The sequence below is a fragment of the Bartonella harrusi genome, from assembly GCF_024297065.1.
Lineage (GTDB): Bacteria > Pseudomonadota > Alphaproteobacteria > Rhizobiales > Rhizobiaceae > Bartonella > Bartonella harrusi.
In genome coordinates this window covers 1,977,206-1,989,442 of the sequence record NZ_CP101114.1, presented here as the reverse complement: position 1 = coordinate 1,989,442, position 12,237 = coordinate 1,977,206, and the positions used below count along the sequence as shown (strand labels likewise).

The following is a 12,237-nucleotide window of genomic DNA, read 5'->3' as shown; positions in this document are numbered from 1 at the left end:
TTCCTTAAGGCGAAACACCATGAATGCGTGATTCAGGAAGCTCTTCCCCAAAGGCACGTTGATAGAATTCTGCAACAGCTGAACGTTCGAGTTCATCACATTTATTGAGAAAAGTAAGTCGAAAGGCAAAGCCAACATTTTGAAAAATTTTCGTATTTTCTGCCCAAGTAATGACAGTGCGTGGGCTCATGACGGTTGAAAGATCTCCATTAATAAAAGATTGACGCACCATATCAGCAACATGGACCATTTGTGAAATTGTCTTTTTCCCCTCTATTGTTTGAAAAGTTTTAACCTTGGAACAAACAATATCAACCTCTTTATCATGCGGCAAATAATTGAGGATTGTTACAAGTGACCAACGGTCCATTTGGGCTTGGTTGATTTGTTGTGTGCCATGATAAAGTCCTGTTGTATCGCCAAGGCCTATGGTATTTGCGGTTGCAAAAAGACGAAAGGCTGAGTGAGGCGTGATAACACGGCTTTGGTCAAGCAAGCTTAGTCGCCCAGAAGCTTCAAGAACACGCTGGATGACAAACATAACATCAGGACGGCCTGCATCATATTCATCGAAAACAAGAGCAATATTGTTTTGATAAGCCCAAGGCAAAATGCCCTCTTTAAATTCAGTGATTTGTAAGCCATCTTTTAAAACAATGGCATCCTTTCCTACAAGATCAATACGGCTCACATGACTGTCGAGATTAATGCGTATACAAGGCCAGTTGAGACGGGCTGCAACTTGTTCAATATGTGTCGATTTACCAGTGCCGTGATAACCGGAAATCATGACACGGCGGTTAAAGGCAAAACCTGCTAAAATTGCTAAAGTTGTTTGTTGATCAAAAAGATAATCGGGATCTATATCGGGAACGTGGGCGCTTTTTGTGCTAAAAGCAGGGACTTTCATATCCGTATCAACATCAAACAGATCGCGAGCACAAACTGTGATATCGGGCATATTTTCAACTGTCAGTTTTTTTTCTGTCATTGTTTTTTCGGAAGGGAAAGGACGCTCTTTTTATTCGTTAGAAAACGATACAAGAGTTAGAGCACTTATGCAATGCCCTATCATGAGAGTCTTGGGCATCAGAGAACTTTTATTACCAGACGTTCTCTGATATGTTGCAACAAGTCGGCACCATCATACTATCTTCTAGCTTAAAATGTTGCTACAGTCCTTGGTATTTAGACGATTCATTAAAGGTATTTGAATCCTTTCTTTCTCGTTTTTTATCCACACGATAGTCTTACTTGTGGTGTGCAAGGGGATGGTTTTAATTGATTCAACATTAGCAGGATTGAAATGAGAGAATCTGAGGATATACGAGTCTCTCATTCAAGATAAAAAATGATGAATTGTTATTATAAATCATTATGTTAATTGTAAATACGATTCATAATATTGCTAAAATTGTGCTTTGTATAGAGCATATCGCACGGGGATGCGTTACTCTAGCACAAACCAGATTTTTTGAGCAAATTATAAGCGTGCAAAACATCGCGAAAACGTTCTTCTGAAGAACGGTTGCCGCCATTGGAATCAGGATGGTGTTTTTTTACAAGTTCTTTATATTTTGTTTTGATCTCTTCAGATGAAGCGTTTGCTGCTAATCCCAATGTCTCAAAAGCTTTTGCTTCTAAGGGCTTTAATTTTCTTGAGGAATTTCTGGTTGAATGACGTTGGGTAAAGAGCGTAAAGGGATCACGCATACGGTTTTGGTAAGCAGCTGTCCCAGAACGGATTTGCGCATAATTCGCAGCGGTTTTTTTTGAGGTGCCATTGCTAAAATCGGTAGGCCATGTCGGGCGATGCCCTGTAAGGGCATCCTTTTGGAACTTTGCAATATCTTTATCGCTAAGACCAGAGAAGTAATTAAAATTTTTATTATAAGCACGCACGTGATCAATACAAAAATGGAGATATTGACCTTCGTGATTGCGACCTGCTGGTGCTTTATGCGTGCCTGCTTGCTCACAGCCTTCCCATTGACATTGTTGTGCTTGCGATTCAGTCCGTTCCTTTTTATTGGAACTGATTCGAATTGAGTCGAATAATTTAGATGTTGTTACCATGTCTCTAGATTTATGCAAAATTGATCAGTTTGACAAGAATTGACTTTTGAAAAATTTGTTCCCACACTCTCTTTGTTGATCAAAAAAGCTTATTCCAAGAAATTCATTTCGCTAAGGAACAAACATGTCTACTCCGATTCAATCAATCATTACGATGAAACTCCAAGATGCTTTTCATCCACAAAAACTTGAGGTTATTAACGAGAGTCACCTTCATGAAGGGCATCCCCATGAAGAGCATGCTTTTGATGGGAAAGGGGAAACGCACTTTCGGGTAAAAATTCTCTCTTCTTCTTTTGTTGGTATGACGCGTGTGGAGATACATCGAACAATCTATCAAGTTTTACAAAAAGAACTTGCAACTTGTGTTCATGCTTTGGCGCTTGAAGTTGGGTCTGTTTAATTGCTCTTTTCCTTTAAATTTTTCAAGAACGGGGATGCGCTTTTTGATAAATTTCCAATAAACGGTCTGTATCAACGTGGGTATAGACTTGGGTGGTGGAGAGGCTGGTATGGCCAAGGAGTTCTTGAATGGTACGTAAATCCCCTCCTCGTGATAAAAGATGGGTCGCAAAAGAATGACGCAATGTATGGGGGGTGGCAGTCTCTGGTAAACCAAGACTTGCTCGTAAATTGCGAACGGCGCGTTGAATAATGGCGGGCTGCAAAGGGCCACCACGCGCACCGCGAAACATTGGTTGGTTATTTGCCAAAGGATATGGGCAGCATTTGAGATAATTGTTTACCGTTTCGTGGACAATTTTTATGAGCGGAACAAGGCGTGTTTTTTGACCCTTTCCCGTGACAAATAAGCTTGTTTTTTCAGGATCAGAAAATTGCTCCGGTGTGAGTGCTAGAGCTTCTGATATTCGCATGCCACAGCCATAAAGAAGCATCAAAATAGCAGCATTGCGGGCAGTAATCCATGGTTCATTTTCCTGTTGATTTTCTTGTTTAACAATATGAAGCGCATATTCTATAGCCAAAGGTTTTGGAAGCGATTTTGGTTGTTTTGGGGTTCGGACAAGCTTAGCAGCAGGCACATTGACGATGCCTTCTCGCGATAAATATCTGAAAAAAGAGCGCAAACCCGCCATCCCACGACTTAAAGAGCGAGCGCTTACGTCATGTGCACGACGATAAGCCAAATAAGCGCGCAAATCGATAACGCGCAAATTGGCAAGATCATCAAAGGTTGGTTCGTACCCTAAATGTTGACAGAGAAAAAACAAAAATTGCCGTGTATCACGTTCATAAGCTTGTGCTGTTTTTGTTGCCATACGCCGTGTTTGAACAAGATCCTCTAACCAATTTTTCCTTGCTGTTAAAATGGCATGGTTGGCTGGAATAAGAAAAATATTTTTGTCTTTTCTACAGTCTTTCTTTGTCGGCATTTTTTAATTGAGGGTTTCTTTCTTTTTCTGCTTTTCGCTTCCAGAGTCGTCGCTGTTTTTTGGGAGTGCTTCTTCATGATTCATAATGCGCTTTTCACCTTTTAAAGAGAGTATTTTTAAAAGATTATGCGTTGACATCAAATGCGCGAAAATTAATCCTAAAAAGCCATTTTTATGAAGTTTGGCGAGCTGACTTGCAGAGAGTTTATTCAGTTTTTCTTCATCAACAACCCAAAAATGTTCCAATTGTGCCGAAAGACCTTGGTCATTTTTTACATTGATAGATTTTTGACTGAGAAGATCTATCTCTACAAGAGCATCAATAAACTCAGTGGTTTTTTCCATAGCAATTTTAAAACTTTCAAGAAAATGAATACGCTCTTCCATAAAAGGGGAAATAGATCCATCGGAATTAAAGAGTTCTGTTCCCGCAACTTCATTGAACATACCTGATTGTTGATCAAAACAAACGGAAAGCTCTTTTTCATTTTGCAGTTGAGCAAGAACAAAAGGATAGCGACGGACAAAAGCGGGAACATAAGTGTTTCGTTCCCAATTTTTATCGGAGGTGATGTAATCATTTTCGTCGTTAGAAAGACCCACAAGAGCAGCCGATGTATAATGTTTTTTCTTATTCTCATCTTCTGCGCACATAAACAAAATAGGGTAGTCTAGAGCAGCTTGAAAATATTCACTGCTTGCTAAAGGAACCCAATGTGTATTTTTAGCAAAGGACATGTCACTTGGGGGAGAAAATTTGAGGTTTTTATGAGCAACTTTATTAATTGGGGTAATATCTTTGTAAAACAGCATAATATTTGCCATAAGACTTCTCCTTTTATTCATTTATTTTTGTTACCAAGAAAGGTCTTTTTGTGAAGATTTTGATATGGCAACAAGGTTTAATAGCAAAGTTACAAAATTCAAGGAATCATTTTGAAGAGATGATATTTCATATGGAACATAATAAAAAAAAGTCTAAAAAGAAAGTCTATCTTGCCATTATTGGTTTGCCTCATGGCATAAAAGGAGACATTTTGGTCAAAGTTTTAAATGGTGAACCACAGAGTTTAAAGACTTATGCTACTCTTTACGATGATATGGGGCGGACTTATGAAATTGTAAGACTTCGCGTGCAAAAAAAGAATGCAATTGTGCGTTTTAAGGGGATTGAAGATCGCGGTGCTGCTGAAAACTTAAAAGGAATTCGCCTGTATGTTGCTCGTGAACAATTGGTCAATGATTTGGATGAGGATGAATTTTATCAGTGCGATCTCATTGGACTTTCTGTTCAAGATTGTGTTGGTCAAGTATTAGGTGAAGTGCATGGTTTTTTTAATTTTGGAGCTGGTGATTTGCTTGAAATACGGTTGAATACGCGCAAAACGGTGCTTATTCCTTTTAGCAAGGTAGCTGTGCCAAAAATTTGTATTGCCTCTGGTTTTCTTGTTGTTGATCCCGTCGCTGCTGGATTAAGCGATGATAAAGAGGCTGATGGTATGAGGCAAAATAAAGGTGAAAGAAACAAAAGAAAAGTGGAAAGTCAAAGAACGCAAAAATAAGCTGATAAATATATGGGTTAGCGCTTTCTCTTGAGATATTTTTGAATTTTTAGGGCTTTTTAACAGAGAAAGCTTTAAAGCAGTTGATATGATCATTGGAGACAGTGCAAATTAGGGATTTTGCTTTGGATAAACATCATAGCGTTGATGATACACGGGTTGGCATTCATTGAGTAGCAATTGGATTGAAGGTGAAATGAAAGAATGAAAATAAATTTTCAAGTACGCATTTTAACACTTTATCCTGAAATGTTTCCTGGTTTTTTAGGTTACGCATTAGCAGGGCAGGCTTTAAAGAAGGGAATATGGTCCTTGGAGACAGTGCAAATTAGGGATTTTGCGTTAGATAAACACCATAGCGTTGATGATACACCAGCTGGTGGTGGGGCTGGTATGGTAATGCGGGCGGATGTATTAGCCGCTGCCCTTGATGGTTGTCCAGATGATTCGCCAAGATTGTTGATGAGTCCACGGGGGCGGCTTTTTAACCAAACTTATGCTCGCTCTTTGGCACGTGAATCGGGAGTGACATTGGTTTGTGGGCGCTTTGAAGGCGTCGATGAACGGGTCATAGAAGCGCGGCAATTGGAAGAAGTTTCCATTGGTGATTATATCCTTTCAGGAGGGGAAACGGCGGCATTCGTCCTTCTGGATGCACTTATCCGTCTTCTTCCTGGCGTTATGGGGAATAGGCTTTCTGGAAAGTGTGAAAGTTTTGAAAATGGTTTGTTGGAACATCCTCATTATACGCGTCCTGCTGTTTTTGAAGGGCGAAGCATTCCGCCAGTGTTGACATCAGGTCATCATAAAGCGATTGCGGATTGGCGTCAAAGCCAAGCCGAACTGGTAACGCGTCAACGTCGTCCTGATCTTTATGCGCGTTATCATAAAAATCATCAGAAAACTTGATTCATCTTGTAAGGTGGTGTATTGCATGGTTCTCTCTTGAGAGTGTTTTTCTGTGAAGGATGTTCTATCGTTTCAAGATAATGAAGAAATGGTGTATTCGCTCCTGCATAAAGCATAGCCTGAAGAACTTCTTTTCTTTTTATGAAAAGGTTTTTGCGGCAAAAGTTGAGCGCTCTGACTGTTCGATAAAAACTATAAAGGATAAAGGAAATGAATATTATCGCACAGCTTGAAGCTGAACAATGTGCAAAAATTGAAGCAAAACGCCAATTACCCACCTTTCAACCAGGGGATACAGTTCGTGTCATGGTGCGTGTAACTGAAGGAACTCGTACCCGTGTTCAGGCTTATGAAGGTGTTTGTATCGCACGTTCAGGTGGTGGGTTGAATGAGACCTTTACCGTGCGCAAGATTTCTTATGGTGAAGGTGTTGAGCGCGTCTTTCCAACTTATTCTCCTTTAATTGAAGCTGTTGAGCTTGTGCGTCGCGGTAGAGTGCGTCGTGCAAAACTTTATTATCTTCGTGGTTTGAGAGGTAAAGCTGCGCGTATCGCTGAAAAAAGAGATTACCGGAAAAAAGCTGAAAAAGTTGCTGAACTTGCAAAAGAAGCAGCTGTTGATCCCGATGCCACAACACAAGTTGTTGAATAAACATTGTATCGGCTAGGATTTATGCAAAAGTGATTTTTATAATCGCTTCTGTTGCGGTTCGTTTTTGCAACCTCAAGAAGTGGCTTTAAAGGAATATGAAAATGTTAAACTTTTCGAAGTTTCAGTTTCTTATTTCCTTTATAATGATGGTGAAATCTGAAATTTAATCCTCATAAGCTATGTCATTGATATTCAGAAAAAAAGGTGCGCATACAGGAAAAAATGTATGTTTCTCTTTGAGAAAAGATGTTAGACCTTTGACGTGAAGATAAAATTGTATTAAGTTAAGGCGGGTTTTGCAGATTATGTCTGTGAAACAATCGGTTTTTTTAAGCGTGACCTTTAATCCGTTATTTGAGATAACCGACCTGTAATATTGGTGTGTTTGAGACGCCAAATTAAGTGGGAATGATAATGCATTTGATCGTTTTGTTCGGTTTTATCGCTCAGAACGCAGTTGCAACAAAGCCAGGTCAGGATGTTTATGACAGAGACAATTAGGATGAAAGAGCGCCCTCGTTCTCCCCATGTGAGTATTTATCGTTGGACGATCACGATGGCGATGTCAATTGCACATCGTCTTACCGGTATGGCTCTTTATTTCGGAATGGTCTTTTTCGCTCTTTGGTTATTTTCCATCAGCTGTGGGGTTGAGGCATTTAGAACGGTGAACGAGATTTATAGTTCTTGGCTCGGCCTTTGTATTTTGTTTCTTTATACTCTTGCGGGTGTCCATCACATGGTTGGTGGTATTCGTCACATTGTTTGGGACCTAAAACCTTGCCTTTTGGCTAAAGAAAAGGCGACAGTAACTGCTTGGGCAACAGTGTTTATTTCTCTTATTGTTACTCTTGCCATTTGGGTTATTGGATATAGCATTGTTTAGCTGGGGGGTGGAGAAGCTATGAAAAAAGATTTTCGAACAGAACTTGCAAAAGTCCGTGGACGTGGAAGTGCGCATGAAGGAACAGAGCATTTTTGGTTGCAGCGTTTGACAGGTTTTATCAATCTACCGCTTTTGATATTTTTCATTGTGCTTATTCTTTCATTGGTTGGAAAGGACTATAATATTGTGCGTGCACGGCTTGCGCATCCTGTTGTTGCTGTTTTAATGGGATTGATGGCCCTTTCTGTTCTTTATCATATGAAACTTGGAATGCAGGTGGTGATTGAAGATTATATTCCTCGTGAGGGTTTTCGAATATTCTTCTTGGCATTGAATATTCTCTTTTGTTTTGTTTTGGGCGGTGTCATCATTTTTGCTCTTTTGAAAATTGCATTAGGGGGTTAAATAATATGGCAAGTAGAGAAACTCCTCTGAGCGCTAGAGCAGGTAATGCTTCTTATCGTACTGTGGATCACAAATTTGATGTGGTGGTGGTTGGTGCTGGTGGAGCTGGTTTGCGTGCTACGCTTGGTATGGCAGAGCAGGGGTTAAAAACAGCATGTGTCACAAAGGTTTTCCCAACCAGATCGCATACGGTTGCAGCACAGGGCGGCATTGCAGCCTCACTTTCCAATATGGGAACTGATAGTTGGCAATGGCATTTGTACGATACAGTAAAAGGTTCTGATTGGTTGGGTGATACGGACGCAATGGAATATTTGGTGCGTAATGCACCTGCGGCTGTATACGAATTAGAGCATTATGGAGTGCCTTTTTCACGGACGGAAGAAGGAAAAATTTATCAACGTCCCTTTGGCGGGCATACAACACAGTTTGGTGAAGGTCCACCTGTGCAACGCACTTGTGCCGCAGCCGATCGCACGGGGCATGCTATCTTGCATACTCTCTATGGACAGAGTTTAAAACATAATGCGCAGTTTTTTATTGAGTATTTTGCGCTTGATTTGATTATGACTGATGGTGCGTGTACCGGCGTTGTCGCGTGGAATCTTGATGATGGTACAATCCATCGTTTTTCGGCAAAGATGGTTGTGCTAGCAACAGGGGGGTATGGACGCGCTTATTTTTCAGCAACATCGGCACATACCTGTACCGGTGATGGCGGAGGAATGATTGCACGTGCGGGATTGCCACTTCAGGATATGGAGTTTGTTCAATTTCATCCTACAGGGATTTATGGTTCGGGCTGTCTCATTACAGAAGGAGCACGTGGTGAAGGAGGCTATTTGATCAATTCTGAAGGTGAACGCTTTATGGAGCGATATGCGCCTTCCTTTAAGGATTTGGCTTCACGTGATCTTGTTTCACGCTGTATCACACTTGAAATTCGTGAAGGACGTGGTGTTGGTCCCAAAAAAGATCATATTCATTTGGTTCTCAACCATATTGATCCCGCAATATTGCATGAGCGTTTACCAGGGATTTCTGAATCAGCACGGATCTTCGCGGGGGTTGATGTGACAAAAGAACCTATTCCCATTCTGCCAACGGTTCATTACAATATGGGTGGTATTCCTACTAATTATTATGGAGAAGTGCTCAATCCAACAGCTGATTCGCCTGATCGTGTTCAACCGGGTTTGATGGCCGTGGGGGAGGCTGGATGTGCTTCTGTCCATGGGGCTAATCGTTTGGGGTCAAATTCATTGATTGATCTTGTCGTATTTGGGCGTGCCGCTGCAATTCGTGCCGGTGAGGTTATTGATCGAGATGCGGAAATTCCACCTATTAATGAAGATGCTGTTGATCAGATTATGGCACGTTTTGATCGTTTGCGTTTTGCCCAAGGAGGAACACCAACTGCTGTGTTGCGTGAAAAAATGCAACGGACTATGCAAGAAGATGCTGCGGTATTTCGTACCGAAGAGTCTTTGCAACAAGGATGTCGACGGATAAGCCAAATTTGGGATGAATTGTCTGATCTCAAAGTAACAGATCGTTCATTAATATGGAATTCTGATTTGGTTGAAACATTAGAGCTTGAAAATCTGATGGCCAATGCAATTACAACTGTTTATTCTGCAGAAGCACGTTTAGAAAGTCGTGGTGCGCATGCGCGTGAAGATTATCCAGAGCGTGACGACAAAAATTGGCGTAAACATACCCTTTCGCATTTGTCAAAAGAAGGTAAGGTCACTTTGTCCTATCGGCCTGTCCATGTTGATCCATTAACATCTGAAGCAGATGGTGGTATCGATTTAAAGCGTATCGCGCCTAAAAAACGTGTTTATTAAGGGGAGAATGAACGATGGTCCAGATTAAGCTTCCCAAAAATTCTCAAGTAAAACCGGGAAAAGTTTGGCCTAAGCCTGAAGGTGCTACCCAACTGACAGAATTTCATATTTATCGTTGGTCGCCTGATGATGAGGAAAATCCTCATCTCGATACTTATTATGTAGATCGTTCAGCTTGCGGTCCGATGATTCTCGATGGGCTTTTGTTTATCAAGAATCATATTGATCCAACTTTGACACTGCGCCGTTCATGCCGTGAGGGGATTTGTGGTTCATGTGCTATGAATATTGATGGAACCAATACATTGGCTTGTACCAAAGGGATGGATGATGTGAAGCATCCCATTAAGGTGTATCCTTTGCCTTCTATGCCCATTGTCAAAGATTTGGTGCCTGATTTGAAGCGTTTTTATGCTCAACACCGTGTGATTGAACCTTGGTTGCAAACCGTTTCTCCAGAACCTGCAAAAGAGTGGTTACAAAGTCATTCCGATCGCCAAAAAATCGATGGGCTTTATGAATGTATTTTGTGTGCGTGTTGTCAAACATCTTGTCCGAGTTATTGGTGGAATGGCGATCGTTATTTAGGACCAGCAGTTTTACTCCAGGCTTATCGTTGGATTGCTGATTCACGTGATGAGATGTGTGGTGAGCGTCTTGATAACTTAGAAGATCCTTTCCGCCTTTATCGTTGTCATACGATTATGAATTGTGCACAAACCTGTCCAAAGGGGCTAAATCCAGCGAAGGCAATTGCTGAGATTAAAAAACTCATGGTTGAACGCCGTCTTTAAAACTTACCAGTTCATGAAAGTCATAGAAGAAATAAAACATTTGTGAGATTGTTGCACTTTTTGAAGTGTTTAATCTCTAAAAGCTTATTGGCTTTTGTATGCGCATTAAAAATAGTGCTGATCGCTTTTAAAAAGGTCCCTTTTTTTGCGCAAAAGAAATGTCACATTATAAAAAATATACCCTAATATGTATGAACACCTGTAAAAATAAGCAATCGCAAAGCTAGTCGTGTTAGGGGTGGTGTTTTGCAAAGTGTTTTATAAAAGGCCGGCACATCTCTTCAATCCATTGCTGGTTTATTTTGCGTTTTATGGCGTTGTTTGCCTAAGAGAGCACGTGCTTTTCTGTTGCTTGTCAATCAACATCTCATCCCAATGCAGCAGCATGTTTAAGATAAAGATTAAGGCGATTTAGTACTTTTTTAGCGGTTTCAGCTTTTGTATGTCAAATGGGGGTAAGCGTATTGCGTAATCTCTGAAACCGGTAAACAGCCTCATTTTGGCAAAATATGAAGTTGTAAAGGTGAAAACTAATCTCCAGCCTTACTATCATTTTTTAATTCAGCTTTACGACTTTTAAAAGCATCTACAGCAATATCTTTTAAGTAATGGAGATTACGCGTTGCCTTACTTTCGTTTGTCACGTTCTTTAATGGGGCACGAACTTCATGCAAAACAGAACGCCACCCAGTTGCCAATTCACGTGCTTTTTTTTAAAGTAACCTTTCTTAAGGCACCTAAGCCCATTTCACGACGACGTAAAATCCATTGAGTACCATCATCTTTACGCTTATGAGGCACAAGCCGGCACCATCATACTCTTTAACGCCACCCAATGTTGCGACAGCTCTTGGTCTTTAGACGATTCATAAGAGGTATTTTACTCCTTTTTTTAGAGTTTTTTATCCACACAAGAATCCTACTTGTGATGCGCAAGGGAATGGTTTTGATTGATTCAACATAAAGCAAGTTTGAAATGAGAGAATCTGTAGAATATTCGGGTCTCTCATTCAACATGCAAAACGATAAATTCTCGCTATAATGTCTTGCCTATATATAATACGTTGCAAGGAATTGATACTATTGCAATGGATGTAACTATCATAGAAATGTTGCTGAATCCTAGCGAATCTTTATGAGTGACAATTTCGCATTCTTTTTTTATTCATCCATGGAAAATAGAACTTTTTGTAGTTGTATAGGGAATTCTCTTGTCGCTTGCTTAAAAGTGCAAGAAATTTGTTTTAGAAGCAAAAATATCTCGTAACTTGCCAATATGAAAGTGGAAATTTTATTAGCAATTATTGGACAATATAATGAAATACTGTTTGTTGTTGCTATTGTTCAAGATAATATAATGTAAAACGTTTTTTTCTTTTATTGTGTCATTTTTTGCCATTTTTAACAGGGGGGCATGTCGATGTTAGCATAAAAGCTTATATACAATTATTCCAATGTTATGCATGGTCTGCAACACTACAAAATTATGCTAAAAAAACCAAAAATGAGGATGCGTTCAATCAAGTTGTTGTAAAATTGGTTTTCAAGATATTTTTAGATGCAAATTTGATTTGCTATAAGAATGAATTCTTGTGCAAAGAAGGTTGAGCTGAAATTTATTACTACACGATAATGAAACTCTCTATATTATGCTGTTTATATCCTCCATTACAAAAATTGGAATATGAGATTTGTTTGTGCTAAATAGAA

The 12,237-nt window shown here is 40.0% G+C and carries 12 protein-coding genes and 1 pseudogene; 8 read left to right on the top strand and 5 right to left on the bottom strand.

The window, feature by feature from the left end; genetic code table 11:
- Positions 1-4: 4 nt before the first annotated feature.
- Both cobS and NMK50_RS09410 read right to left on the bottom strand, forming a co-directional pair.
- Positions 5-991 (bottom strand): cobaltochelatase subunit CobS, encoded by a 987-nt coding sequence (gene cobS / locus NMK50_RS09415; protein WP_254770234.1) that lies wholly within the window; start codon positions 989-991, stop codon positions 5-7.
- Positions 992-1,455: 464 nt separating this feature from the next.
- Positions 1,456-2,076, bottom strand: coding sequence for a J domain-containing protein (locus tag NMK50_RS09410; RefSeq protein WP_254770233.1), 621 nt, complete (start codon positions 2,074-2,076; stop codon positions 1,456-1,458).
- Positions 2,077-2,200: 124 nt separating this feature from the next.
- Here NMK50_RS09410 and NMK50_RS09405 point away from each other — a divergent pair, with 124 nt between their 5' ends.
- Entirely contained in the window at positions 2,201-2,479 is a 279-nt protein-coding gene (locus NMK50_RS09405; protein ID WP_254770232.1) for a BolA family protein, read from the top strand.
- 22 nt (positions 2,480-2,501) lie between these two features.
- Here the strand turns inward: NMK50_RS09405 and NMK50_RS09400 are convergent, their stop codons facing one another.
- Both NMK50_RS09400 and NMK50_RS09395 read right to left on the bottom strand, forming a co-directional pair.
- Entirely contained in the window at positions 2,502-3,470 is a 969-nt protein-coding gene (locus NMK50_RS09400) for a tyrosine recombinase XerC (protein WP_254770231.1), read from the bottom strand.
- A 3-nt stretch (positions 3,471-3,473) separates the two neighbouring features.
- The gene (locus NMK50_RS09395; protein WP_254770230.1) at positions 3,474-4,295 is read right to left on the bottom strand and encodes a SapC family protein; all 822 of its coding nucleotides are present in this window, start codon (positions 4,293-4,295) and stop codon (positions 3,474-3,476) included.
- A gap of 131 nt (positions 4,296-4,426) precedes the next feature.
- Here NMK50_RS09395 and rimM point away from each other — a divergent pair, with 131 nt between their 5' ends.
- The 7 genes from rimM (at position 4,427) to NMK50_RS09355 (ending at position 10,527) form a co-directional block, all read left to right on the top strand.
- Positions 4,427-5,032, top strand: a complete 606-nt coding sequence (gene rimM, locus NMK50_RS09390) for a ribosome maturation factor RimM (protein ID WP_254770229.1) — start codon at positions 4,427-4,429, stop codon at positions 5,030-5,032.
- A 210-nt stretch (positions 5,033-5,242) separates the two neighbouring features.
- Positions 5,243-5,941 carry a tRNA (guanosine(37)-N1)-methyltransferase TrmD gene (gene trmD / locus NMK50_RS09380; protein ID WP_254771236.1) on the top strand — a complete coding sequence of 233 codons (699 nt, stop codon included), beginning with the start codon at positions 5,243-5,245 and terminating at the stop codon, positions 5,939-5,941.
- Positions 5,942-6,151: 210 nt separating this feature from the next.
- Positions 6,152-6,592, top strand: a complete 441-nt coding sequence (rplS, locus tag NMK50_RS09375) for a 50S ribosomal protein L19 (protein ID WP_254770228.1) — start codon at positions 6,152-6,154, stop codon at positions 6,590-6,592.
- A gap of 484 nt (positions 6,593-7,076) precedes the next feature.
- On the top strand, positions 7,077-7,478 hold the full coding sequence (gene sdhC, locus NMK50_RS09370; protein WP_254770227.1) for a succinate dehydrogenase, cytochrome b556 subunit: 402 nt from the start codon (positions 7,077-7,079) through the stop codon (positions 7,476-7,478).
- A gap of 18 nt (positions 7,479-7,496) precedes the next feature.
- Positions 7,497-7,883, top strand: coding sequence for a succinate dehydrogenase, hydrophobic membrane anchor protein (gene sdhD, locus NMK50_RS09365; RefSeq protein ID WP_254770226.1), 387 nt, complete (start codon positions 7,497-7,499; stop codon positions 7,881-7,883).
- Between the two features lie 5 nt (positions 7,884-7,888).
- Positions 7,889-9,733, top strand: a complete 1,845-nt coding sequence (gene sdhA, locus NMK50_RS09360; RefSeq protein ID WP_254770225.1) for a succinate dehydrogenase flavoprotein subunit — start codon at positions 7,889-7,891, stop codon at positions 9,731-9,733.
- 14 nt (positions 9,734-9,747) lie between these two features.
- A complete protein-coding gene (locus NMK50_RS09355; RefSeq protein WP_254770224.1) occupies positions 9,748-10,527 on the top strand; it encodes a succinate dehydrogenase iron-sulfur subunit in 780 nt (259 codons plus the stop codon).
- A 188-nt stretch (positions 10,528-10,715) separates the two neighbouring features.
- Here the strand turns inward: NMK50_RS09355 and NMK50_RS09350 are convergent.
- A pseudogene (locus tag NMK50_RS09350) lies at positions 10,716-11,406 on the bottom strand (integrase); the annotation flags it as partial.
- Positions 11,407-12,237: the final 831 nt, after the last annotated feature.